Source organism: Comamonas suwonensis (assembly GCF_012844455.2).
Lineage (GTDB): Bacteria > Pseudomonadota > Gammaproteobacteria > Burkholderiales > Burkholderiaceae_C > Comamonas > Comamonas suwonensis.
This window is the reverse complement of sequence record NZ_JABBCQ020000001.1, coordinates 420,836-445,956: the sequence shown is the minus strand read 5'-3', so window position 1 is coordinate 445,956 and position 25,121 is coordinate 420,836. Positions and strand designations below refer to the sequence as shown.

The window sequence follows — 25,121 nt, the reverse complement described above, 5'->3', positions numbered from 1 at the left end:
AGAAAAAGGACTATGCGACGCTGGCGGCGGTCTGCTGCGCGGCTGACCACGGCACCTCGGCCACGGGCTCACCCGTTGCGATGAACTGCGCCAGATTGCGCAGCACGAGGTCGGCCATGGCGCGGCGAGTTTCATGCGTACCGCTGGCGATATGCGGGGCCAGCACCACGTTGTCCAGCGCCAGCAGGTCGGGGTGGGGGTGGGGCTCGTCTTCGAACACATCCAGGCCTGCACCGGCGATACGCTGCTGCTTGAGGGCCTGAGCCAGAGCGGCTTCGTCGACCACGCTGCCACGCGCCACATTGATCAGAAAGCCTTGCGGGCCCAGCGCACCCAGCACTTCGGTACTGACAAGGTGCTGTGTGCCCACGCCGCCAGCCGCGGTGATGACCAGAAAATCGGACCAGCGCGCCAGCTCCAGCAACGAGGGCAGATAGTGGTGGGGCGAGCCTTCGACAGGGCGGCGGTTGTGATAGGCCACTTCCATGTCAAAGCCCGAGGCACGGCGCGCCACGGTCGAGCCAATGCGGCCCATGCCGAAGATGCCCAGACGCTTGCCGCTGGTCCGCGTGCGGATACCAAAGCGACTGCGCGCCCAGTCACCACGGCGCACAAAACGGTCCGCTTCACTGAGGCCACGCGCTGCATCCAGCAGCAGTGCAAAGGCCAGATCGGCCACACAGTCATCGAGCACGCCGGGCGTGTAGCCCACGCGAGCCCCCCGACGCATCAGCGACTCCCGGTCTAAAGAATCAAAGCCCACGCCAAAGCTGCTCACAAAACGCAACTTGGGCAAAGCATCAACGACATGTGCCGGCAGGCCCATGCCAGCGGAAGTGACCAGATACTCGAATTGCGAGCCATGCTCGGCCAAAAAGCGCGCGGGGTCGGGCTGCTCGGAAAGAATGCTCACCTCATAGGCCTGCGCCAGTTCGGCATCAAGCTGGGGGAGTGGCATCTTGCCGTATTGGAGTACGCGTGGTCGGGAGGTCGCCATGCCGGAAATCCTTGTTATTGGGGTATCGACTTAAGCAGCTCTGCACGGCAAAGCTGCGGGAAGCGGCGCAATGCCGCTGCCCATTTTTATCTCAATCGGCAGTGATCTTGCGGGTCTGTATCAGCTGCTTCCAGCGCTCGTTCTCCTTGACCTGAAAGCGGGTGAAATCCTCTGGTGTGTTGCCGACGATCTCCAGCCCCTGCTCCAAAAAGCGCTTGCGGATATCGGGCTGCTGCAACGCTGCGATGGCCGCTTTGGCCAGCTTGGCCTTCACGTCGACGGGCAGACCTTTGGGGGCCGCCATGCCTTGCCAGGAATACACCTCGGCCCCTTTGACACCAGCCTCGGCCAATGTGGGGACATCAGGCAGCACGGGCGAACGCTGTGTGCCGGTCACGGCGATGGCGTGCAGCTTGCCGCTGCGCAGATGCGACAGCACGGCGTTCACGTTCTGAAAGGAAAAATCCACCTGCCCGCCAAGCAGGTCGGTGATGGCCGGCGCTCCGCCCTTATAGGGAACATGCACGGCTTCGGTGCCGGTCTGCTGCCAGAACAGCTCTGCCGACAGATGGTCCGAGGAACCATTGCCAGAGCTGGCAAAGCTGACTTTGCCGGGGTTGGCCTTGAGCGTGGCAATGACCTCGGCGACGGTACGTGCCTTTTGCGCCGCACTGGCCACAAGCACATTAGGGGCCTGCACGGGGATGGTGATGTAGTCGAAGTCCTTGGTCGCGTCATACGGAATGTTTTTGACCAGATGGGGGGTGACCACGAACGGCCCCAGCGAGGCGACAAGCAAGGTATAGCCATCGGCCGAGGCGCGCTTGACGGCAGCGGCGCCGATGGTGCCTGTGGCACCGGGGCGGTTCTCCACCACGAAAGACTTGCCCAGCTGCTCACCCATGCTCAGAGCCAAGGCGCGCGCCACGGTGTCGGTGGAGCCACCGGCCGGGAAGGGAACGATGACGTTGACGGGCTTGTCGGGAAAGCTGCCGGATGCTTGGGCCACAAACGCGAGCGTGGCACCCAATGCGATCAGTATTTTCTTCATGTGCTTGTCTCCTTGGAGGGGCGAAGCCCTCCAGGCCCCGCCACGAACCGCTTTTATTTTTTATTGCGGGCCCAGTTTGTCGATCAGGGCTTTGAGCTCTTCCATTTCGTGGGGCTTGAGCTCAGACAGCGGGGCGCGCACGGGGCCCGCGTCATGACCTACGAGCTTGGCTCCGGCCTTGATGATGCTGACGCCGTAACCTTCCGTGCGGTTGCGGATGTTCAGGTAGGGCATGAAGAACTCTTTGAGCAGCTTGTGCTGTGTCGCCTGATCGTCGGTGCGCACGGCTTCATAGAACTGCATCGCCGTCTTGGGAATGAAGTTGAAGACGGCAGAGGAGTACACCGGCGTTCCCAGCGCCTTGTAGGCAGCGGCATAGACTTCTGCGGTGGGCAGGCCGCCCAGATACGAGAAGCGATCACCCATCTTCATGAAGATGGAGGACATGGTTTCGATGTTGCCCACACCGTCCTTGAAGCCCACGAGGTTGGGACAACGGTCAGCCAGAATGGCCAGCGATTCCGGCGTGAACTTGGAGCGATCGCGGTTGTAGACAATGACGCCGAAGTCCACGCTCTTGCACACCTGTTCCACATGCGCGATCAGACCTTCCTGACCTGCTTCTGTCAGGTAATGCGGCAAAAGCAGCACACCATGGGCACCCAGTCGTTCGGCTTCCTGCGCATGAGCGATGGCCGTGCGGGTGGGTCCGCCTGCACCGGCAATGATGGGAACCTTGCCGCGGCAGGTGTCGACGGCGGTCTTGATGATCTGGCCGTATTCCTCACCGTGAAGCGAAAAGTACTCGCCTGTGCCGCCTGCCGCGAACAACGCAGTTGCGCCGTAGGGGGCCAGCCATTCAAGGCGTGCCGCATAGCCCTTGGCATTGAAGTTGCCGTTGGCATCAAAGTCCGTCACCGGAAAGGACAGCAAGCCTGAGCTCATCACTTCTTTGAGGTACTGGGGAGACATGGTCATTCCTTAAAAAGAGGAGAAAAGAAGATCGGCGCAGCTCAGTCCAGCTGCAACTTGGCGGTTTGAACCACCGTGCGCCAGCGAGCACGCTCGGCGTTGAAGAACTTGTCGGTTTCGGTGGGTGTCATCGTGATGACCTCGGCCCCCTGCGCGACTAGGCGCGCTCGGACCTCGGGCGAGCGGATAGCACCCAGCAGCACTTGATGCACGCGCTGCACCACGGCTTCAGGCGTCTGGGCTGGCAGCACAACGCCTTGCCAGGTTCCAGAGGCGAAGCCCTGGGCACCCTGCTCGGCCAGCGTGGGCACATCCGCAATCAGCGGCATGCGCGTGTTCTTGGAAATACCCAGCAGCTTGAGCTTGCCGCTTTGCACGTGGGGATAGGTGGCCAGCATGCCGTTCATCAGCACCTGGGTCTGGCCTGCCACGGTGTCTTGCACCGACTGCACGCCCCCCTTGTAAGGGACATACACCCACTTGGCACCGGTGATGCGGGCCAGCTCCACCCCGGCCAGATGGGGGGCGCTACCTGAAGCCGTCACGGCAAAGTTCAGATCCTGCTTCTTGGACAGCTCCACCAGCTCCTTCAGATTGCTGGCCTGAACCGATGGGTGAACCACCAGCATATGCGGCGAGTAAGCCAGCATGGCCGCGCCGCGCAGCGCTTTGGAGGGGTCAAAGCTGAGCTTGGTATAGATCGAGGGCGAGATGGCCAGCGCTCCCAGATCGCACAGCAGCCAGGTATAGCCGTCGGCAGGCGCACGGGCGACAAATTCAGCGCCCAGATTGCCATTGGCCCCGGGCTTGTTGTCGATCACCACGGTCTGCTTGAGCTCCTGCGAAATCAGCTGCCCGATGGAGCGGGCAATGATGTCTGAGCTGCCCCCGGGTGGATAAGGAACAACCAGGCGAATCGGCTTGGAAGGCCAGGCTTCAGCTGCGAGCAAATGAGGGGAAAACAGGCTGGTGGCGGCAAGCGCCAGCGCGGAACACAGAAATCGGGAGCGGCAAAGCATGATGAGATTGTCTCCTGGTTGTTGTATGTCATCATACAACTAGAGATCTCCAAACCTACCGTCTTTTTTGCTAGGGGTAAACGCGGGTGCTAGTGGTTTTAGCTTGCGGCGCCCAGTTCGGGCTGCTGGCTCAGACGTTGCGCCAGGCGCAGGCGCTCGCGCGAATTGGTCAGGTGAATGCGCATGGCGGCACGCGCAGAGTCTGCGTCCTGACGCTCGATGGCGGCATAGATCTCTTCATGTTCGCGATTGACGCGGCGCAGGTAGTCGGGGTCGCGGGCCGGTGTATGGATGGAGGTGATGCGGTTGCGCGGAATAAGCAACGTGCCGAAATGCTGGAGGATTTCCTGGAAGTAGCGGTTGCCCGTGGCCTGCGCAATGCACAGATGAAAGGCCAGGTCGTGACTGACGGTCTCGTTACCGAGGGCAAAGTTGTGTTCGAAGGCTTGCAGTGCCTCGCGCATGGCCTGCAGATGCGCGGTTTGGCGGCGTTGTGCAGCCAGGCCGGCGGCCTCCGTCTCCAGACTGATACGCAGCTCCAGCACGGCCAGCACATCCACTGATTCACTGAGCTCATGGGCATTGAGTACCGGACTCTGGCGTACCGGCGCTGGCAGCACAAAAGTGCCTATCCCGTGCCGTGTTTCCACCAAGCCGCTGGCTTGCAGCTTGGACAGGGCTTCGCGCACCACGGTGCGGCTGACATCGTAGCTGCGTACTAGCTCGGATTCGGTGGGCAGCTTGTCGCCTTCATTGAGCAGGCCTTGCCGAATCTTTTGCTCGAACTCTTCAGACAACAGATTGGCAAGGCTGCGACTGCCTCGGCTGGTCTTGATGCGCAACGCAGACCCCTCGGTCGGCAATAAAAATGCAGTGGATTGGGGTAATTCCGATGTCTGGGTGCTCATGGCTCTGATGATAATAGTTTTTAGTTGTACGACAACATACCACAAGACCTCTTTACTCAAGCTCCGTGACTTCACCCTGCCACCTTGATTTCACCACTGTAGCTACCCGTCCAAAATGAGCACCTCTCACGCGATCCGTCACATCCGCATCACGCCTATTGCGTTCCGCGATCCGCCGCTGCTCAATGCGGCCGGCATCCACGAACCCTGGGCGCTGCGCTCCATCATCGAGATCGAGACGGCTTCGGGCCTGGTCGGCATCAACGAAAGCTATGGCGATCAGCCCATGCTGGAGGCCTTGGCCAAGGTAGCGCCGGCACTGGTCGGGCTGTCGCCGTGGGCGCTCAACGAAATGGAAGCCCGCGTTGCGGCCCTGGTGACGCCGCCAAAGCTGACCGCCTCGGAGTTTCTGGGCCAGCAGGTATCGTTGGCACCGGGCACCCATGTATCCAAGACCGTGGCCAAAGTGGTCAGTGCCTTCGAGGTGGCCATGCTGGATCTGCAAGGCCAGATGGCCCAGGCTCCCATCGTTGACTTGCTGGGCGGTGCCGCGCGTGACCGTGTGCCCTATTCAGCCTATCTGTTCTACAAGTACGCCCAGCATATAGAGAAGCCTTATGCGCCCGATGCCTGGGGCGAAGCTTTGACACCGCCCCAGCTGGTGGCCCAGGCCAGACGCATGATTGACCAGTACGGTTTTCAGAGCATCAAGCTCAAGGCCGGTACTCTGGATCCCGAGCAGGAGGCCGCAGGCATTCTGGCCCTGGCCGAGGCCTTTCCGGGCCTGCCGCTGCGCATAGACCCCAATGGCAACTGGACGGTGGCGACCAGCCTCAAGATCGTGCAACAGCTGCAGGGCGTGCTCGAGTATTACGAGGACCCGGCCCCCGGTCTGGACGGCATGGCCGCCGTGGCACGCGAATGCGATGTGCCGCTGGCCACGAATATGGTGGTGACGGACTTTGCCGAGTTCCGCCGCAATGCCGACATGGGTTGCCCCGTGAAGATCGTGCTCAGCGACCACCACTACTGGGGCGGCCTGCGTGCCACGCAGCGCCTTTCCACGCTGTGCCGCACCTTCGATCTGGGCCTGTCCATGCACAGCAACTCGCATCTGGGCGTGAGCCTGGTGGCCATGACCCATTTATGCGCCAGCGTGCCCCTGCTGACCTATGCCTGCGACACCCACTACCCCTGGCAGGACGAGGAGGTCATCGAGGGCGGCCGTCTGCAGTTCGAGCAGGGCAGCCTGCGCGTGCCCACCACGCCAGGCCTGGGCGTGACCCTGGACCGTGAAGCGCTGGCCCGTCTGCACGACAACTATCTGCGCTGCGGCATCCGCAATCGCGACGATCTGGGCCAGATGCGCAAGTACGACCCGGAATTCACCGGCAAGCAGCCGCGTTTTTGAATTCCAGCCCCTGGACAAAAAAGACCACCCAAAGCCAACATCCAGCCCAAACCGAGCTGGTTCAATCGCGCCCCCATTTTCACAGCGCAAAAAGACGCTTTTCAACCGGAGACAACCACCATGCATCGCCGTACCCTGCTTCAATCCACCCTCGCCGCCAGCTCCCTGCTGATGGGCGCATCCCTTGTCGCCGCCCCTGCCCTGGCACAGGGCAACTGGCCCACGGGCAAGCCCATCACCTATCTGGTGCCGTTCCCCCCAGGCGGCAATACTGACACCCTGGCACGCGTGATCGCGCAGCCGCTGAGCAAGGCCCTAGGCACGCCCGTGGTCATCGAAAACAAGGGCGGTGCCGGCGGCAGCGTGGGCTCGGCCCTGGCGGCACGCGCACCTGCCGATGGTTACACCATTCTGGGCGGCACCATCAGCTCGCATGCCATCAATGTGAGCCTGTATTCCAAGCTCGATTACGACCCCGTCAAATCCTTCACACCCGTCGCCATGCTGGGCTCCGGGCCGCTGGTGCTGGTGGTGCCCGCTTCCAGCCCTTACAAGAACCTGGCCGACGTGCTGGCCGGCAGCAAGGCCAAGGCGGCTGCCGGTGGCCTGACCTCGGCATCGCCAGGCAATGGCACCTCCAACCATATGGCGCTGGAGCTGCTGGGCTACCAAACGGGTGTGAAGTTCACGCATGTGCCTTACAAGGGCAGCGGTCCGGCCGTGCAGGATGTGATCGGCGGCCAGGTGGACATGATGTTCGACACCGCCTTGGTCGTCGGCCCGCATGTGCAGTCCGGCAAGCTGCGCCCCATCGCCGTGACCAGCTCCAAACGTCTGGAGTCCTTGCCCGATGTGCCGACCATTGCCGAAGCGGGCGAGAAGGGATTTGACATGGGCTCCTGGCAGGCAGTCTTCGCCCCCGCAGGCACGCCCAAGCCCATCGTGGACCGCCTGCATGCCGAGATCCTGAAGATCGTTGCCACCCCCGAAGTCCAGGCCCGCCTCAAGAACTTCGGCATGCTGCCTTCCAGCATGACGCCAGCCGAGCTGGCCGACTACCAGAAGGCCGAAGTGGCCAAATGGGCCAAGGTGATCAAGGCCGCGGGAATTAAAGCGGAATAAAGTAAAGCACCCCCTGAGCCGCTTCGCGAAGGAAGGGGGCGACACCTTCGCGGCGGGACGGCCCTTGCTCGGTGTCCCTCGCTTTGAGACGCGCCAGTTGCGTGGACCGCGCCAAGCAGGCTGCGAAATAGAAAACTGAGATGAAATTGCCATGAGTACCCCTGCCCCACTTTCCATCCGCATGCATGCTGCCGACAACGTGGCCATCATTGCCAACGACGGCGGCCTGCCGGCGGGCACCGTGCTGCCAAGCGGCCTGGTGCTGGTTGACAAGGTGCCGCAGGCGCACAAGGTGGCGCTGGAAGACATCCCCGAGGGCGGTGCCATACGCCGCTACAACGTGGTCATAGGCTATGCGCTGCAGCCGATTGCGGCTGGCAGCTGGGTGCATGAGCGATTGCTGCAGATGCCCGAAGCACGTTCGCTGGAGGGCCTGCCGATTGCCACCGTCAAGCCGCCGGTTCTGGAACCCCTGCAAGGCTATACCTTCGAGGGCTATCGCAATGCCGATGGCACGGTGGGCACGCGTAACATCCTGGCCATCACCACCACGGTGCAATGCGTGGCCGGGGTGCTGGATTTTGCGGTGAGCCGCATCAAGGCCGAACTGCTGCCGCGCTATCCGAACGTCGATGACGTGGTCGGCCTGGAGCACAGCTATGGCTGCGGCGTGGCCATCGATGCCGTGGGTGCCGAAATACCGCAGCGCACGCTGCGCAACATCAGCCACAACCCGAACTTCGGCGGCGAGGTGATGGTGGTCAGCCTGGGCTGCGAAAAGCTGCAGCCCGAGCGCCTGCTGCCGCCGGGCAGTTTTCCCATCGTCGATTCGCGTGAGCCTGCGCTGGATGTGGTGTTCCTGCAGGACGAATCTCATGTGGGCTTTATGTCAATGATCGACTCCATCATGGGACGCGCCAAAGTCCATCTTGAGCGGCTCAATGCGCGCCGCCGCGAAACCGTGCCCGCCAGCGCCCTGATCGTGGGCGTGCAATGCGGCGGCAGCGACGCCTTCAGCGGCGTCACGGCCAATCCGGCCGTGGGCTTTTGCACCGACCTGCTGGTGCGCGCCGGCGCCACCGTGATGTTCAGCGAAGTGACCGAGGTGCGCGACGGCATAGACCAGCTGACCTCTCGCGCATCCAGCCCCGAAGTGGCCGAGGCCATGATTGCGGAAATGGCCTGGTACGACACCTACCTCGACAAAGGCAAGGTAGACCGCAGCGCCAACACCACACCGGGCAATAAAAAAGGCGGCCTGTCCAATATCGTCGAGAAGGCCATGGGCTCCATCATCAAGAGCGGTACCGCCCCCATTACGGGCGTGCTGTCGCCGGGGCAGCGGCTGGCGGATCGCGGCATTGAGCGCGGTCTGATTTACGCGGCCACGCCGGCCAGCGATTTCATCTGCGGCACGCTGCAGCTGGCGGCCGGCATGAATCTGCATGTCTTCACCACGGGCCGCGGCACGCCTTACGGCCTGGCCCAGGTGCCGGTGATCAAGGTGGCCACGCGCAGCGATCTGGCGCGGCGCTGGCATGACTTGATGGATGTGAACGCCGGGCGCATTGCCGACGGCCAGGCCACGATAGAGGACATAGGCTGGGAAATGTTCCAGCTGATGCTGGACGTGGCCAGCGGCAGAAAAAAAACCTGGGCCGAACAGTGGAAGCTGCACAACGCCCTGGTGCTTTTCAACCCGGCCCCGGTGACCTGAAACCGTCACGCGAATCATGCTTCTGAATTGGTAGCGCATTGCGCAATTGCTGCCTGGGCTACAAGCCAAAATCATCCCAAAACGCTGCCGAGGCAGCGTTTTTTCTGCTTTAGCGAGCGATCAGGCCTGCATGGAGCCTGTCTGCAGATAGCGCTGGTGCCAGGCATAAGCTTCATGGAGCAGATGCGGCGTGTGCTTGCCCGGTGCGTCGCGCAGCGAACGCTCCAGGTAGTCGGCCATGGCTTCCTTGTAGTCCGGGTGCACGCATTTCTCGATGATCAGGCGCGCCCGCTGCACAGGGGCCAGACCGCGCAGATCGGCCAGCCCTTGCTCGGTCACCACAATCTGTACATCGTGCTCGGTGTGGTCCACATGCGAGACCATGGGTACGATGCAACTGATCTTGCCGCCCTTGGCCGTCGATGGCGTCATGAAGATGGACAGATAGGCATTGCGCGCAAAGTCACCGCTGCCGCCAATGCCGTTCATGATGGACGAGCCCATGATGTGCGTGCTGTTCACGTTGCCGTACATATCGGCTTCGATCAGCGCGTTCATCGAGATCAAACCCATGCGGCGAATCAGCTCAGGGTGGTTCGAAATCTCCTGCGGGCGCAGCATGATGCGCTGGCGGTAGAACTCGATGTTGGCCAGAAAACGCTCCATGGCAGCCGGGCTCAGTGCCAGCGAGGTGGTGGATGCGGTATCGAGCTTGCCGGATTCCAGCATGTCCAGCATGCCGTCCTGCAACACCTCGGTATAGGCGTTCAGGTGATCGAACGGGCCGTTATTGAGGCCGGCCAGCACGGCGTTGGCGATATTGCCCACACCCGATTGCAAGGGCAGCAGCTCGGGTGGCAAACGGCCGATTTTCACCTCATGCTGCAGGAAATCGATGATGTTCTCGGCAATGCGCTGAGAATCCACATCGGGCGCAGTAAACGCCGCCAGCTTGTCGCGTTGAGCCGTGGGCACGACGGCAATCACTTTGCTCAGATCGCAGTGCAGATACGGGTCGCCAATGCGGTCAAACGGATGCTCCATAGGGATGGGCTTGCGCTTGGGCGGCACGGCCGCGCCGTAATAGATGTCGTGCATGCCCTCCAGCTCGGCGGGCTGGGCGCTGTTGACTTCCAGAATGATCTTGTCGGCCTGCTCCAGCCAGGTCTTGTTGTTGCCCACCGAGGTCGACGGAATCAGCCGGCCGTCGGGCAGGATGCCGGCCACTTCGATCACCGCCACATCGAGATGACCGAGGAAGCCAAACCACACGTACTGCGCCACATGGGACAGATGAATGTCCACGTACTGCATGCGGCCGTCATTGATTTCTTTGCGCACCGTGGGATCGGACTGGTAGGGCAGGCGGCGCTCGATGCCGTGCACCTTGGCCAGTGCGCCGTCCAGCTCGGCCGAGGTCGATGCTCCCGTCCACAGGCTGATACGGAAATTGTCGCCGTTGGCGTTCTGCTGCTCGATGCGGCGCGCCAGCGCCTGGGGCACAGATTTGGGGGCACCGGCGGGGGTAAAGCCGCTCATGCCAAGCGTCATCCCGGATTGAATCAGGCTGGCCGCTTCATCCGCGGTCATGATACGTTCACGCAGCGCAGGGCAAAGAACGCGATCCGCTGGGGAGGCTTGGGTGAATGTGGTGTGCATGGAGGTGTGTCTCATCGCCTCGGCCATTGCTAGGGGCTTTTTTGTTGCTAATGGGTTGCAATTTGATAAATGCAGACCCGGATTGAACTACATCCCATGGCTTTGCGCCAGCGTAGGCGACTAGCGTAAACACCGATGCGTTTTTAGCAAAAAATCGAATGCAAATTTTTTGATTGCAAAAAATGTGAGCACACTCCTCAATAAGAAAAAGAACCGCAGCCCAAAAAGGTATTAACTACTTCCCACATCACTCTCCTTGCATTGAAAGCACGGAATGCAAAAAAATGCATCCATGTGCCCCAGCAGACATAGGCTGACACAGGTCTGCACTCTAGACACCCAGAATTCATCCCATGGCTTATGAAATCTCCGGCAGAAAGCACTGGCTGAAACGCCTGACCCATGCACTGCAGCCACTGATCGACTCCGTACAGCTCTGGCTGCAGGCCGATGGTCTGCGCATGAGCGCTGCCATGTCGTTCTACGGCATGCTCAGTCTGGCTCCCCTACTACTGGCCGTAGTCGGCCTGCTGGGCTGGTGGATGGACCGCAGCTATGTAGAAAGCACACTCATCAGTCAGGTGCAAAACGTGGTCGGTGAGCGGGCGGCCCAGGTTATCAAGGGCGCGCTCTCCAGCGCCCAGAACTCCAGTCAGGGCTCGCTGGCCTCCATCCTTGGGCTGGTGATGATGCTCTCGGGCGCCACCGGCGTATTTGTGGAGCTGCAGGCCTCGCTGGACAAGCTCTGGTCCATGGGCGAAGAACCCCGTCCGCAAAATAACCGGCCATGGTGGGGCATGGCTATCTCGCGCCTGTGGGGACTGAGCTATGTGGTGGGTCTAGGCTTTTTGCTGCTGGTGTCCATGGTGCTGTCTACCGCCATTCAGATGATCACCAAATGGGCCAGCGATGAACTGCAGTTCATCCCGCTAGGCCCGGTAATGGGGCTGATCAACGAAAGCCTTTCGTTTGGCATTGCCGTGCTGCTGTTCTGGGGACTGATGCGCATGGGCACGGGCATCAAGCCTGCCACCCGGTACCTGCTGCTGGGCTCGCTGATGGGCGCAGCCCTGTTCACCATCACCAAGCAGGCGCTGGCCTGGTACCTGTCCACCGCCGCCGTGGTCTCGGCCTATGGCGCGGCGGGCTCTCTGGTGGTGGTGCTGATGTGGTTTTACGTCACCTCGGCCATCCTGCTGTTCTCAGCCGCCACGGCCAAGGCCTGCAACAAGGCCCGCGTGAAGATCAGCATGCCGTTCGCTCCACGCCGCAGGTCAGGGCAGGCTCCACTCATGGATGTGAGCAATCTGCCGGACAACGCCGGGGAGAATATATAAATCAGCCACCAACTCTTATGCTGATTGGGACATGTGCTATCAAGTTATGCAAATAACTCGCCAACAAAAAGGCCTGCAGATGCAGGCCTTTTGCTTGGGGAAAGCAGAACTTACTTTTCCACAAACGCACGCTCAACGACGAAGTCGCCGGGCGTAGTGGTATTGCCTTCCTTGAAGCCGCGGTGCTCCAGCAGCTCCTTGAGTTCGGCCAGCATGGCAGGGCTGCCGCAGAGCATGACGCGATCGGTCTCGGGGTTCAGATCGGGCAGACCCAGGTTTTGCGGGAAGGTGCCGTTGTTGATCTGGGTGGAAATACGGCCTTGATTGCGGAAAGGCTCACGTGTCACCGTCGGGTAGTAATGCAGCTTGCCCTTGACGATATCGCCGAGGAATTCGTGCTCGGGCAGTTCCTTTTCGAACAGCTCCTGATAAGCCAACTCTTCGACCTGGCGCACACCGTGCACCACGACCACGTTGTCAAAACGCTCGTAGGTTTCAGGGTCGCGGGCCACGGCCAGCCAGGGTGCCAGTCCGGTGCCGGTGCCAATCAGGTACAGGTTCTTGCCGGGCAGCAGATAGTCGATGAGCAGCGTACCTGTGGGCTTCTTGCCCACGATGACTGTGTCACCTACCTGGATGTTTTGCAGCTTGGAGGTCAGAGGGCCTTCAGGCACCTTGATCGACAAGAACTCCAGATGCTCTTCGTAGTTAGGGCTGGCAATGGAGTAAGCGCGCAGCAGGTTTTTACCATCGACCTTCAGACCAATCATGGTGAAGTGGCCGTTGGAGAAGCGCAGCGATGTGTCGCGGGTTGTCGTGAAGGAGAAAAGACGGTCGGTCCAGTGGTGAACCGACAGCACGCGTTCTTCGAGAAAAGCACTCATGGTCGTCTACACAAAAATATGAATTCGGGACAAACAATGCCCGCTGTTGCTGGGATGCCCGGCAGGTATGCCATGAAGACATGCGGTGGCGAACGCTGCGTGCGGAGTGAACTGCATAGCAACTGCGGCTGCCGATTGCCAAGCGGGACAAGGCCTATATTGTCGGATAAATGGCGGCGAGCAGGTACATTGCGCTTCAATGTCTTGATACTGATTAGTGATAAGGAGAATGACGATGCGGTTTCTTATGACTTTACGTTTTAGCGCAGTGGCTCCCGCTCTGGCATTGGCCGCCGTGCCCGTGTGGGCCCAGGGGGTCATCAAGATCGGGGAAATCAACAGCTACAAGGCCCAGCCCGCGTTTCTGGAACCCTACAAAAAAGGCATGGAGCTGGCCGTGGAGCAGGTCAACGCGGCAGGCGGAGTGGGCGGCAAAAAGCTGCAGCTGATCGTACGTGATGACAACGCCACGCCCGGCGATGCCGTGCGGGCCGCCGAGGAGCTGTACACCCGCGAGAAGATTGACGTGCTGACTGGCAGCTTTCTCTCGCACGTGGGTCTGGCGCTGACGGATTACGCCAAGCAGAAGAAACGCTTCTTTCTTGCCTCGGAGCCACTGACGGACAAAATCGTCTGGGCCGACGGCAACCACTACACCTACCGCCTGCGCGGCTCCACCTATATGCAGACCGCCATGCTGGTGGAGGAGGCGCTCAAGCTCAAGAAAAAGCGCTGGGCCATCGTCTACCCCAACTACGAATACGGCCAGTCGGCCATCGCCACCTTCAAGGCACTGATGAAGGCCAAGCAGCCCGATATCGAGTTTGTCGCCGAACAAGCCCCTGCGCTGGGCAAGATTGATGCCGGTTCCGTGGTTCAGGCCTTGGCCGACGCCAAGCCAGACGCCATCTTCAACGTGCTGTTTGCCACCGATCTGGGCAAGTTTGTGCGCGAGGGCAATACGCGCGGTCTGTTCAAGGGCCGCGAGGTGGTGGGCCTGCTGACGGCCGAGCCCGAGTATCTGGACCCGCTCAAGAAAGAAGCACCGCTGGGCTGGACCGTGACGGGCTACCCCTGGTACTCGATCAAGACCCCCGAGCACGCCGCATTTCTGAAAGCCTATCAGGCCAAGTACAAGGACTACCCGCGTCTGGGCACCGTGGTGGGCTACAACGCCATCCAGTCGATTGCGGCAGGCCTGCGCAAGACCGGCGGTGATGCAGATACCGAAAAACTGATTGCCGCCTTCAAGGGACTGGAAGTCTCCACTCCCTTCGGCCCCATCACCTATCGTGCGCAAGACAACCAGTCCACCATGGGCGCCTACATCGGCAAAACCGCCTATGACGAAAAGCTCAAGCGCGGTGTGCTGGTCAGCTACCGCTATGCCGACGGCAAAAACTACCAGCCCAGTGATGAAGAAGTGAAGAAGCTGCGCCCCGCAGCGGCGAACTGATTACGCTTGGGCGAAAATACCGGGCCACCTGCAATCATGCAGGTGGCTTTTTTCATCTCTGAAATCACGATGTCGAGCTTCAGGAGCTACGCAGCATGAGTGCATCCGGCCTGTTGGCCCAATTGTTGAATGGTCTGGCCAGCGCATCGTCACTGTTCTTGGTGTCTGTGGGTTTGTCGCTGATTTTTGGCGTCACCCGCACCATCAACTTTGCCCACGGCTCGTTCTACATGCTGGGCGCCTTCATCGCGTACAGCAGCGTGGATGTGCTCTCGCCCCATATCGGCTTCTGGCCCTCGCTGGTGCTGGCCCCGCTGGCCTGCGCCCTGCTGGGTGCGCTCACCGAAATGCTGTTGTTGCGTCGCATCTATCCAGCGCCTGAGCTGTTCCAGCTGCTGGCCACGTTTGCGCTGGTACTGGTCATCAAAGATGCATCGCTGTGGCTGTGGGGGCCTGAAGAGCTGTTCGGCCCGCGTGCCCAGGGCATGGAAGGCTCCGTGGAAATTCTGGGCCGCCAGTTCCCGACCTACGATCTGTTTTTGATAGCGGTTGGCCCTTGCGTATTGCTGGGTCTGACCCTTTTACTCAACAAAACCCGCTTTGGCACGCTGGTGCGCGCCGCCACGCAAGACCGCGAAATGGTGGGTGCTTTAGGCGTCAATCAGGCGTGGTTGTTTACCGCCGTGTTTGCGCTGGGCACGCTGCTGGCAGGCCTTGCGGGTGCGCTGCAACTGCCGCGCGAGCCCGCCAGTTTGGAGATGGACATGACCACCATTGGCGCGGCCTTTGTGATCGTGGTGGTGGGCGGCATGGGCAGCATTCCCGGTGCCTTCATCGCCGCGCTGCTGGTGGCTGAACTCAAAGCGGTGTGCATCTGGCTGGGTGTGCAGGAGATTGCAGGGGTTGAAATTTCGTTTTCCAAACTCACGCTGGTGGTGGAGTTTCTCGTCATGGCCGTGGTGCTGATCTGGCGGCCCTGGGGTCTGCTGGGCAAGCCACAAGCACTGGCCCGCAGCAGCGGACAGCCCGAACAACCGCTGCGCCCCACCGGCCGTGGTGCCAGCGCCGCATGGCTGGCCCTGCTGGCTGCGCTGGTGCTGCTGCCTTTGGCTTCGAGTGAAGGCGGCAGCTACACCACTGTGCTGCTGACCGACATCTTTGTCGCCGCACTGTTTGCGGCCAGCCTGCACTTCATCCTCGGCCCCGGCGGCATGCACTCGTTTGGTCATGCGGCCTACTTTGGCCTGGGCGCTTACGGCGCGGCACTGCTGGTGCGCCAGCTCAACTTGCCCATGGAAGCCGCGCTGCTGCTGGGTCCGCTGGTGGCCGCTGCCGGTGCCCTGCTCTACGGCTGGTTCTGCGTGAGACTGTCGGGCGTGTACCTGACCATGCTGACGCTGGCCTTTGCCCAGATCAGCTGGGCCATCGTCTTTCAGTGGGACAACTTCACGGGCGGCAGCAATGGCGTGACAGGTGTATGGCCCCCTGAATGGGCATCGCAAGGCCCAGCGTTTTACTGGCTGGCTCTGGGCGTGTGCGCAATCGGTCTGTACCTGCTGCGCCGCATCTTGTTCTCGCCGCTGGGCTACGCCTTGCGCGCCACGCGCGATTCAGCGCTGCGCGCAGACGCCATTGGCATCGACGTGCGCCGCGTGCAATGGACGGCGTTTGTCCTCTCCGGCCTGTTTGCCGGCTTGGCGGGTGCGCTGTTCGCCTTCAGCAAGGGCGGCGTGGCACCGGATTCCCTGTCCGTCACCAAATCGGTGGATGGCCTGGTCATGGTGCTGCTGGGCGGCGTGCAGACGCTGGCTGGCCCCGTGGTGGGCGCAGCGGCCTTTACCTGGCTGCACGACACCGTGGCGCGCAACACCGAATACTGGCGCGCGCTGATGGGCGTGATCATGCTGGTGCTGGTGCTGCTGGCACCGCAGGGGATTGCCGGTTATGCGCAGGCACTGTGGGCGCGAATGGCCCTGAAAAACAAAGCAGAGGCCCTACCATGAGCCTGCTGCAAATCCGGAACATCAGCAAAGCCTTTGGCGGCGTGAAAGCCGTGCAAAACGTCTCGTTCAGCCTGCAAGCAGGTGAGTTGCTGGCGCTCATCGGCCCCAACGGCGCGGGCAAGAGCACCACGTTCAACATGGTGGGCGGACAACTTGCGCCCGACAACGGCGCGGTGCTGCTCAACGGCCAGTCCATCACCGGCTTGCCACCACGCACCATCTGGCGCTGCGGGGTGGGCCGTACCTTCCAGATTGCGCAGACGTTTGCCTCGCTCACTGTCGCAGAAAACGTGCAGATGGCGCTGCTTTCAGCAGACCGAAAAATCTTCAGCTGGTGGCCCCGCGCGGCCAATCACCGCCGCACTGAGGCGCTGGCCCTGCTGGAGCAAGTGGGTATGACGCCGCAGGCCGACCGCCCTTGCAGTGCGCTGGCATACGGCGATGTGAAGCGGGTGGAACTGGCCATGGCGCTGGCCCCTGCACCCCAGTTGCTGCTGATGGACGAGCCCACCGCCGGCATGGCTCCCGGCGAGCGCGTCGCCCTGATGCAGCTGGCCCGCCGCATTGCACGAGAGCGCCAGATGGGCGTACTGTTTACCGAGCACAGCATGGACGTGGTGTTCGGCCAGGCCGACCGCGTAGCCGTGCTGGTGCGTGGCCAATTGCTGGCGGAAGGCACGCCGCAGCAGATTCGCGCCGATGAACGGGTACAGCAAGCCTATCTGGGCACTGGTCTCGTCCTGGAGAAGCAAAAGTGAATCAAAACCATAGCACCAAGCACTTGATAGACATAGGTCAAATCCATAAATTGCTTGAAATGCATAACCTGAATGCCTGGTATGGTGCCGCCCATATCCTGCACGGCGTGAGCCTGAATGTGGGCCGTGGCGAAGTCGTGGCCCTGATGGGCCGTAACGGCGCGGGCAAATCCACCACACTCAAAAGCATTGCCGCACTGGTGCCGCGCCGCGAAGGGCAGATGGACTTCATGGGCAAGTCCATCGCTCAAAAAGCCTCGCACCAGATTGCCCAGCGCGGTTTGGGCTACGTGCCCGAAGACCGCCGCATTTTTACCGAGCTGACGGTGCTGGAGAACCTCGAAGTCGGCCGCCAGAAGCAGCGCCAATGGCCTGATGGAACTGCCGTGCCGCACTGGACGCCCGAGAAGCTGTTCACGCTTTTTCCCAATCTGGGTGAAATGCCGGATCGCCTTGGCGGCCGCATGAGCGGGGGCGAGCAGCAAATGCTCAGCGTGGCCCGCACACTGATGGGGCAACCCTATCTGGTGCTGCTCGATGAGCCCTCTGAAGGCGTGGCCCCGTTGATCGTCGAGCAAATGGCCCGCACCATTCTGGAATTGAAGGCGCAAGGCATTGGCATCCTGCTCAGCGAGCAAAACCTGCCGTTCGCCGAAGTGGTGGCAGACCGCGCCTATGTGCTGGAGAAGGGGCAGATCGTGCATCACGCGCCAATGGCCGAGCTGGCGGGTAATACCACTGTGCGCCAGCAGTATCTGGGTATTTAAAAAATTGAGAGAGAAGCGCTGATGAGTGGCCTGCAAATTGTGTACGTCTTAACCAACCCAGCCATGCCGGGGCTTGTCAAAATTGGAAGAACCACCCTAGAAGAAGTCGATGGCCGGATGAAACAGCTCTTTAGCACTGGAGTTCCCGTGCCATTTGACTGTGCTTTTGCCTGTCGCGTCCCCAATTCAGTCGAAGTCGAAAAAGCGCTACATCACGCCTTCGGAAATGTTCGCATCAACACCAACCGGGAGTTCTTCCGCATCGAGGCGGATCGCGTCATCTCCATCCTCAAATTGCTGCATGTGGAAGATGCCACGCAAGAAGTTGAAAGCGTCATTGAAGCCGACGCGACAAAAGCAGATTTGCAAGCTGCCGAAAGCATGAAAAAGCGCCGCCCACGCATGGACTTCACGGAGCTTCAGATCCCCATTGGCAGCGTTCTCATTCATAAAAATGGCGATGCACAGGTGACTGTTCAGGGTGCCAAAACAGTGGTCCACGAAGGGATTGAATGTTCCCTGACATCAGCCACACGCAAGGTGCACGGCCTTCCTGAAAACTACCCTCTACAGCCGTCGCCTTTCTGGTCTTTCAACGATAAGACCGTGCAGGAAATTTATGAAGACTGGTATGCAGAGCTAGAGGCAGAATAAGCCAGCCTACTCCACCACCACCGGGCAGAACTCTGGCGGCGCACCAAAGTAGGCACGTGGTGATGGGGGCTGGGCACCATCAATGTCCTGCACACTGTACTGGCTGGCCAACTCTGAGGTGTAGAACACGCCGCCAGAGCGCTTGCTCAGGCAATCTGCATCGCCATGCAGGGCCAGCACCACGCGGCCAATGAATTGCGGCGTTTCGGCCGTGTCAAAGCTGTCGCCGTATTTGTCGGGCTCTGCCGCGCACACCCGCTCTGAGCGCTCGGTTTTGACGAGGCCGGGCCACAGCGCCACCACGCTGACGCCCTCGGGCTTGAAGTCGTAGGCCATGTCAAAAGTCATCTTGTCCGCCCCGGCCTTGCCTGCGCCGTAAGCCGGGCCATGCATATAGCAGCGACTGCCTGCGGAAGAGATATGGATCACCAGACCCCGCGCCGCAATCAGCAAGTCTGCGGCGTAATGGCAGGCCACATAGCTGGAGCGCAGGCCCACGTCGAGCAAAGATGTCATGGCCAGCGGCTTTTTCCAGAACGGGCCGGCTTCGGTCAGCTGATCGGGAATGGCAATAGCGCTGTTGACCAGAATGTCCAGCCGACCATGCTCGCGGCGCACGCGCTCGAACAGGGCTGCGACCTGCGCATCGTCGCCATGGTCACAGGCCACGGCAATGCCGGTGCCGCCTGCGGCCGTCACATCAGCCGCCGTCTGGCCCACGGTGCCAGGCAGGGGCGAGTCGCCCTCTTTCACGCTGCGCCCCGTCACATACACCGTTGCGCCCGCTGCGCCCAGCGCCAGCGCCACACCGCGGCCTACGCCACGGCTGGCCCCCGTCACCACGCAGATCAATGCCTTGCTCATCTCATGTCTCCGTCTTGTTATGGATAGCATGAATCTGGGTCAAGCCATGGCTGCTGGCTACGTCTGTACAGACTAGAGTTAACTCACAGTCAAAATCAGGTGTTGAGCAATGCAATCAAGCGCAGGTAGCTACATTCTTTGAAGTGATTGATGCCATTCCTGAGCCAGCGTCTGCACCAGTTCTGCGGCAGGCATGGCTCGCACCAGCGGAGCGCCCTGACCCGCCCAGTGCGCGGCGTAATCGCTGCTGCTTTGCACACTTGCCGCCTGATGCAGCGCCTTACCCGCGTCATAAACCATGGGGTAGGCCGGCAAGGGCTGAGCATACTCGCGGCCCAGTTGGTGCAGGCGGTTGAACATGCCGCGCGCTGAACGTCCCGAAATGGCGGCCGTAATCGCGGTGTGATGGGCATCCGGCCCCTGCAACTGCGAGCGATACGCGGGGCTGGCGGCGGACTCCGGGCACAAAATAAAGGCCGTGCCCATTTGCACGGCGCAAGCACCCAGCTCCAGCGCGGCGGCAATGCCAGCGCCATTCATGATGCCGCCCGCAGCCACCACGGGCAGACAGCATTCGCGCGCCAGAATCTGCACCAGCGCGAAAGTACCCATCAGCCGGTCATCCTCAGGCACAAAGCTGCCACGATGGCCGCCCGCCTCCATACCCTGCGCCACGATGACATCCACGCCAGCCTGCTCGATCTGGCGTGCTTCATCCAGACGGGTCGCGCAGGCCAGCGTGATGATGCCTGCAGCGCGCAGCGCGTCGATAAATTGCTGCTCAGGCAGGCCAAAGTGAAAGCTGACCACCGCAGGCTTCTGGGCCAGCACCATGGCTTGCAGCGGTGCATTGCCCACGGCAGAGTTGTAGATGCGGCGCAGGCCCGCAGGCTGGGGCGCACCCAGGCGTGCAAACTCTGGTGCCAGATAGTCAAGCCATGCGGCTTCGCGCTGCACGTCTGAGGCAGCGGTCTGGTGGCAGAACAGATTCACGTTGAACGGGCCGCTGGTCAGCGCCTGTGTCTGCGCAATATGCTGCTGCGCCTGCTCAACGCCATAAGCGCCAATTCCGACCGATCCCAATGCGCCAGCATTGCTGACAGCAGCGGCCAGTTGCGGTGTGGAAGTGCCCGCCATGGGGGCCTGAATAATGGGATGCTGCAGACCCAGACGGGTCATCCATGTTGCGGTATTTTTCATTGCATTGCTCATCAAAAGTCAAACCGTTTCGCTGCGTGCAAGACGGCTGCAGGCCACCAGCAGCGCGCCCAGCGCCAGCGCCGTGCAGCCCAGTACAAACAGGCTGCGGTAGCTGCCGGTCTGCGCGTAGATAAAGGCCATCAGATAACCGGCCGTGGCCTGCAGCAGCGCAAAGGCTGCCGTGGCATAGCCCCACATTTTTTTGTGCTGCGCAGGGCCGATCAATTGCATGAGATAGCCCGAGGTGATGGCCGCCATACCCGGCGACAGCGCCCCCACCAGAAAGCCCGACACGGCATGCTCAGCAAAGCCCACCCAGACCAGCGGCATACCAATGGCCACGGCCTTGATGGCGTAAGCGCCGGTAGTCGTGCCCCACCAGCCCCAGCGCGTGGCGCAGTAGGCAGCACATAACGGCCCTGCCGTGGCACCCAGCCCGAAAAACGCCCACTGCGTGGATGCGTAGCCCGCGCCCAGATGCAGCTCACGGTCCAGATAGTCCACCCAGAACACGGTGTGCGGCACAAAGCCAAAGGCATCGCAGGTATAGGCGAGGAAGACCAGAATGACCGCCGCACTCCATAGCGACCGAGCGGGCACAGCCGCGGTAGCAGTAGCAGTGGGCGTAATGGCGACGGGTGCATGGGGATGAATCTGGCGCGCCGCGCGCCAGCCAGACCACAGGGCCACGGCGCACAGCGCGGTCAGCGCCCACCACACGGCACTCAGGCTGCTGCGCGCAAACATGGGCACCAGCGTCGCGGCCAGCAACGCCCCCACGCCGATGCCGCAAAACATCAGCGGCCCCAGAGTGGCTCGTCGCTGGGGAGCGGCGGCTGACATGGCGACCGACGGGCCCAGCACCATGAGCGCTGCGCCTGCAATGCCGGAGATCAAACGCCAGACAAAGAACAGCGCCATGGGCTGGGGAAAGCTACACGCGGCAAAGCTCAGCATCACGGCAACCCAGCAAACCACCAGCACGCGTAGAGCGCCCATGCGCTCTGCCAGTGGCGCGGCGGCCAATGCACCTATCAAGTAGCCCAACAGATTGGCTGCACCCAGATAAGCCACCTGCTCGCCGCTGAACCAGCCGGCATGCACCATTTGCGGCATCAACGCCGTATAGGCAAAGCGTGCCAGCCCCACACCGCTGAGCGTGGCCATGAAGCCGGTGAGTAAAAGAGGAATTTCTTCACGCTGAATCACAAACTCAATCCTGTAGAAATGGACGGCAAGCGTCAAATGCCAATCGTTAACGCAGCAGCCACATCATCATGCCCAATGATTCAGTGGATGTTCTCAGAGCCTAGTTCTGCATCAAGGCTCGGCGGTATTGCAAGGCCTCGGCCACATGCGCCTGCGTGATCGCGTCTGACCCCGCCAGATCCGCAATGGTTCGCGCTACTTTCAAGGCCCGGTGCGTGCCGCGTGCCGACCAGCCCAGCTTCTCGGCGGCTTTGTGGGCGAACGCCAGCGCTTGCGGCTCCAGCTGCAAATGCGCATCCAGCTGAGCGCCATGCAACTGGTGGTTGGGCGAGCCCTGGCGCTGCAACGCCTTTTCACGCGCCGCGCTGACGCGTTGCTGAACCTCCGTGCTGCTCTCTCCCTCAGGCGCAGCCAGCAGCTCTTGGGGCGGCAGAGCCGCGACTTCTACATGCAGATCGATGCGATCGAGCAGCGGTCCGCTGATACGCGCCTGGTAGCGCGAGACCTGATCGGGCGTGCAGCGGCAGGCACGCACACGTGAGCCCCAATAACCGCAGGGGCAAGGGTTCATGGCCGCGACCAGCTGAAAGCGTGCGGGGAATTCCGCCCGCTGCGCCGCTCGTACCACGGTGATGTGCCCGGTTTCCAGCGGCTCTCTCAAGGCCTCCAAAGCGCTTCTGGCGAATTCAGGCAGCTCATCCAGAAACAGCGCCCCGCAATGGGCATAAGAGATCTCGCCCGGCTTAGGGGGAGAGCCACCGCCGACCAACGCCACAGCGCTGGCTGTGTGATGGGGTGAGGCAAAGGGTCGCTGCCGCCATCGCTCTGGCGTAAAGCGGCCGCTGAGGCTGGCAATGGCAGCGGCTTCCAGCGCTTCTTCGTCGGTCATGGCGGGCAGCAAGGCGGCAAAGCGCTGAGCCAGCATGGATTTTCCGGAGCCCGGCGGGCCGATCATCAGGACCCCATGAGCGCCAGCTGCTGCAATTTCAAGAGCACGCTTGGCCTGCATCTGGCCGCGCACTTCGCGCAGGTCCAATGCTGACGGAGCAGCCACCGCAGGTCTGGGCTGCACCTGCTGCCAGCCACCCGATGCCTCTTCGTCGGCCTGGGGTGGCGGCGCATCGTGGGCCATGAACTGCTTGACCACATCCAGCAAATGCCGGGCGCTGAAGACTTCAATAGCAGGAACAAACGCCGCTTCCTGCGCACTTTCGGGCGGCAGCACCAGCCGCACGTTGTGCTGCTGGCGTTGCAGAGCCAGCGCTGTCGCCAGCGCGCCGCGTACCGGGCGCAGGGCACCGGTCAAAGACAGCTCGCCGGCAAACTCATAGTCGACGAGCTTGGCCGCTTCAATCTGCCCGCTGGCGGCCAGAATGCCCAGCGCAATCGGCAAGTCAAACCGGCCGGAGTCTTTGGGCAAGTCCGCCGGAGCAAGGTTGACGGTGATTCTTTTGTTGTTGGGAAATTCCAGCCCTGCATTCACGATGGCAGCGCGCACGCGCTCCCGGGCTTCTTTGACTTCGATGTCCGCCAAACCCACCAGCGTGAACGACGGCAAGCCGTTGGCCAGATGGACTTCAACCGTAACACTCGGTGCCTGCAAACCCAGCAGGGCACGACTTTGAACCAGAGCCAGACCCATAGGCACCTCGTTGATGGAGCGCGATGCACCAGTATCGCCAAGCCGTGGCAAGGGCGCCAGAGATTGCGGTCATGGCCTGCAGGACACTTCTCACCTGAATTGCACCAGAACAGTGCAGCCACAGAGGCTTACGTTAAGAAACATTGGTGCTAAAAATTTAAGCAGCTCCAATTTGGTGCATGACATCGGCATAGGCATCAAGAGCCACGACCCTCTTAAATTGATAGCTTCAATCGCCTGTCGGTATTGCGAAAACAGCGTAAATCATCTGAATTTTCAGCACTGACTCAAGACTTGGCACGGTCCATGCTTTGAAAGATTGTCTAAAAGAATTTTCAAACCGGAGGAACCCTGAATGCCTAGTCCCGCTGCTCGCCGTTTCAAGACTTTCGCCAAGACTGCCGCCCTGGCCTGCGCCGTGATCTCCCCCCTGTGGGCCCATGCGCAACTCACCGCCAACGTGGCGCTGACGACCAACTACAAGTTCCGTGGCCAGGATCAGGACTCCAGCCGCAACAAGGCCGTCAAGCCCGCGCTGCAAGGTGGTTTTGACTACGCGTTTGGCGACAGCGGCTTCTATGTCGGCAACTGGAACTCCTCCGTGGACTGGCTGCCCGGCAACTCGCTGGAAACCGATTTCTACGGTGGCTACAAGTTCAAGGCCGCCGATGTGGACTGGGACGTGGGCGCGCTGACCTATGTGTACTCGGGCAACGCCAACGGCAACACCACGGAACTCTACGGCTCCGGCACCTACGGTCCATTCACGGCCAAGTACTCGCACACCGTGTCCAAGGACTATTTCGGCTGGGCGGGTGCCAAGGCTGGCTCGGGCCTGAAGGGTCGCAACAGCGGTTATTTGCAGTTCTCCTACAGCCAGGAAGTCATGCCCAAGGTAACACTGAAAGCTGCAGTTGGTTACACGCATTTCTCCAGCGATATCAAAGACCTGGGTGTACCCAACTATGTGGATTACAGCGTCGGCGGTGCCTATGACCTGGGCGACGGTTTCACCGCAGCAGCCGCAGTGGCTGGCGCCAACAAGAAAGCCTACTTTGGCGATGTAAACAAGGCGCGTCTGATTTTGACGCTCTCCAAGACTTTTTAATTTTTCAGGAGTCCGTCATGAAAATGGTGACTGCCATCATCAAACCCTTCAAGCTCGACGAAGTGCGTGAAGCTCTTTCCCAAATCGGTGTGCAAGGCATCACCGTGACCGAAGTCAAAGGCTTTGGTCGCCAGAAGGGCCACACCGAGCTGTACCGCGGCGCGGAGTATGTCGTGGACTTTCTGCCCAAGCTGAAGATTGAAGCCGCGATTGCCGACGACATGGTGGACGCAGCCATCGAGGCCATTGAAGGCGCAGCCCGCACCGGCAAGATCGGTGACGGCAAGATTTTTGTTCAGGCGCTGGAGCAATCAATCCGCATCCGCACAGGAGAAACCGGCGACTCGGCCCTGTAAAGGCCACCGCCGCTCTGGAACCCGTTT

22 protein-coding genes are annotated in these 25,121 nt (G+C 61.2%); 11 read left to right on the top strand and 11 right to left on the bottom strand.

Annotation, left to right across the window (positions count from 1 at the left end):
- Positions 1-10: 10 nt before the first annotated feature.
- The 5 genes from HF327_RS01960 to HF327_RS01940 form a co-directional block, all read right to left on the bottom strand.
- Positions 11-997 carry a 2-hydroxyacid dehydrogenase gene (locus HF327_RS01960; protein ID WP_169106632.1) on the bottom strand — a complete coding sequence of 329 codons (987 nt, stop codon included), beginning with the start codon at positions 995-997 and terminating at the stop codon, positions 11-13.
- A 91-nt stretch (positions 998-1,088) separates the two neighbouring features.
- Positions 1,089-2,048, bottom strand: a complete 960-nt coding sequence (locus HF327_RS01955; RefSeq protein WP_169106631.1) for a Bug family tripartite tricarboxylate transporter substrate binding protein — start codon at positions 2,046-2,048, stop codon at positions 1,089-1,091.
- A gap of 60 nt (positions 2,049-2,108) precedes the next feature.
- Entirely contained in the window at positions 2,109-3,020 is a 912-nt protein-coding gene (kdgD, locus tag HF327_RS01950) for a 5-dehydro-4-deoxyglucarate dehydratase (RefSeq protein ID WP_169106630.1), read from the bottom strand.
- Positions 3,021-3,061: 41 nt separating this feature from the next.
- A complete protein-coding gene (locus tag HF327_RS01945; RefSeq protein ID WP_169106629.1) occupies positions 3,062-4,039 on the bottom strand; it encodes a Bug family tripartite tricarboxylate transporter substrate binding protein in 978 nt (325 codons plus the stop codon).
- A 98-nt stretch (positions 4,040-4,137) separates the two neighbouring features.
- Positions 4,138-4,947, bottom strand: coding sequence for a FadR/GntR family transcriptional regulator (locus tag HF327_RS01940; RefSeq protein WP_169106628.1), 810 nt, complete (start codon positions 4,945-4,947; stop codon positions 4,138-4,140).
- Positions 4,948-5,062: 115 nt separating this feature from the next.
- Between HF327_RS01940 and HF327_RS01935 the strand changes: the two genes are divergently transcribed.
- From HF327_RS01935 to garD, 3 genes are all read left to right on the top strand, one after another.
- Positions 5,063-6,358: a glucarate dehydratase family protein gene (locus HF327_RS01935; protein WP_169106627.1), complete on the top strand. Its 1,296-nt coding sequence runs from the start codon at positions 5,063-5,065 to the stop codon at positions 6,356-6,358.
- A gap of 120 nt (positions 6,359-6,478) precedes the next feature.
- Positions 6,479-7,480: a Bug family tripartite tricarboxylate transporter substrate binding protein gene (locus HF327_RS01930; protein ID WP_169106626.1), complete on the top strand. Its 1,002-nt coding sequence runs from the start codon at positions 6,479-6,481 to the stop codon at positions 7,478-7,480.
- 151 nt (positions 7,481-7,631) lie between these two features.
- The gene (garD, locus tag HF327_RS01925; protein ID WP_169106625.1) at positions 7,632-9,197 is read left to right on the top strand and encodes a galactarate dehydratase; all 1,566 of its coding nucleotides are present in this window, start codon (positions 7,632-7,634) and stop codon (positions 9,195-9,197) included.
- Positions 9,198-9,317: 120 nt separating this feature from the next.
- Here garD and HF327_RS01920 read toward each other — a convergent pair whose 3' ends face one another.
- Positions 9,318-10,856 (bottom strand): acetyl-CoA hydrolase/transferase family protein, encoded by a 1,539-nt coding sequence (locus HF327_RS01920; RefSeq protein WP_169106624.1) that lies wholly within the window; start codon positions 10,854-10,856, stop codon positions 9,318-9,320.
- A gap of 353 nt (positions 10,857-11,209) precedes the next feature.
- Here HF327_RS01920 and HF327_RS01915 point away from each other — a divergent pair, with 353 nt between their 5' ends.
- A complete protein-coding gene (locus tag HF327_RS01915; RefSeq protein ID WP_169106623.1) occupies positions 11,210-12,193 on the top strand; it encodes a YihY/virulence factor BrkB family protein in 984 nt (327 codons plus the stop codon).
- 110 nt (positions 12,194-12,303) lie between these two features.
- Here the strand turns inward: HF327_RS01915 and HF327_RS01910 are convergent, their stop codons facing one another.
- Positions 12,304-13,077: a ferredoxin--NADP reductase gene (locus tag HF327_RS01910; protein ID WP_169106622.1), complete on the bottom strand. Its 774-nt coding sequence runs from the start codon at positions 13,075-13,077 to the stop codon at positions 12,304-12,306.
- Between the two features lie 247 nt (positions 13,078-13,324).
- Here HF327_RS01910 and HF327_RS01905 point away from each other — a divergent pair, with 247 nt between their 5' ends.
- The 5 genes from HF327_RS01905 to HF327_RS01885 all read left to right on the top strand — a co-directional run bounded on the left by HF327_RS01905 (position 13,325) and on the right by HF327_RS01885 (position 18,715).
- Complete coding sequence (locus tag HF327_RS01905) at positions 13,325-14,533, top strand: ABC transporter substrate-binding protein (RefSeq protein ID WP_169106621.1); 1,209 nt, start codon at positions 13,325-13,327, stop codon at positions 14,531-14,533.
- Positions 14,534-14,628: 95 nt separating this feature from the next.
- On the top strand, positions 14,629-16,536 hold the full coding sequence (locus HF327_RS01900; protein WP_169106620.1) for an ABC transporter permease: 1,908 nt from the start codon (positions 14,629-14,631) through the stop codon (positions 16,534-16,536).
- Positions 16,533-17,294, top strand: a complete 762-nt coding sequence (locus HF327_RS01895; protein ID WP_169106619.1) for an ABC transporter ATP-binding protein — start codon at positions 16,533-16,535, stop codon at positions 17,292-17,294. The genes HF327_RS01900 and HF327_RS01895 overlap by 4 nt, the downstream gene beginning before the upstream one ends.
- A complete protein-coding gene (locus HF327_RS01890; RefSeq protein WP_328701751.1) occupies positions 17,291-18,061 on the top strand; it encodes an ABC transporter ATP-binding protein in 771 nt (256 codons plus the stop codon). The genes HF327_RS01895 and HF327_RS01890 overlap by 4 nt, the downstream gene beginning before the upstream one ends.
- Before the next feature lie 21 nt (positions 18,062-18,082).
- Entirely contained in the window at positions 18,083-18,715 is a 633-nt protein-coding gene (locus HF327_RS01885) for a GIY-YIG nuclease family protein (protein ID WP_169106617.1), read from the top strand.
- Between the two features lie 6 nt (positions 18,716-18,721).
- Here the strand turns inward: HF327_RS01885 and HF327_RS01880 are convergent, their stop codons facing one another.
- The 4 genes from HF327_RS01880 to HF327_RS01865 all read right to left on the bottom strand — a co-directional run bounded on the left by HF327_RS01880 (position 18,722) and on the right by HF327_RS01865 (position 23,630).
- On the bottom strand, positions 18,722-19,579 hold the full coding sequence (locus HF327_RS01880; protein WP_169106616.1) for an SDR family NAD(P)-dependent oxidoreductase: 858 nt from the start codon (positions 19,577-19,579) through the stop codon (positions 18,722-18,724).
- A gap of 129 nt (positions 19,580-19,708) precedes the next feature.
- Positions 19,709-20,779, bottom strand: a complete 1,071-nt coding sequence (locus tag HF327_RS01875) for an NAD(P)H-dependent flavin oxidoreductase (RefSeq protein WP_169106615.1) — start codon at positions 20,777-20,779, stop codon at positions 19,709-19,711.
- Between the two features lie 18 nt (positions 20,780-20,797).
- A complete protein-coding gene (locus HF327_RS01870; protein ID WP_198460377.1) occupies positions 20,798-21,988 on the bottom strand; it encodes a YbfB/YjiJ family MFS transporter in 1,191 nt (396 codons plus the stop codon).
- A 100-nt stretch (positions 21,989-22,088) separates the two neighbouring features.
- The gene (locus HF327_RS01865; protein WP_169106685.1) at positions 22,089-23,630 is read right to left on the bottom strand and encodes a YifB family Mg chelatase-like AAA ATPase; all 1,542 of its coding nucleotides are present in this window, start codon (positions 23,628-23,630) and stop codon (positions 22,089-22,091) included.
- A 355-nt stretch (positions 23,631-23,985) separates the two neighbouring features.
- Here HF327_RS01865 and HF327_RS01860 point away from each other — a divergent pair, with 355 nt between their 5' ends.
- Positions 23,986-24,738: a TorF family putative porin gene (locus tag HF327_RS01860; protein WP_169106614.1), complete on the top strand. Its 753-nt coding sequence runs from the start codon at positions 23,986-23,988 to the stop codon at positions 24,736-24,738.
- Between the two features lie 17 nt (positions 24,739-24,755).
- Positions 24,756-25,094 carry a P-II family nitrogen regulator gene (gene glnK / locus HF327_RS01855; protein ID WP_099739816.1) on the top strand — a complete coding sequence of 113 codons (339 nt, stop codon included), beginning with the start codon at positions 24,756-24,758 and terminating at the stop codon, positions 25,092-25,094.
- The last annotated feature ends 27 nt before the right edge of the window (positions 25,095-25,121 follow it).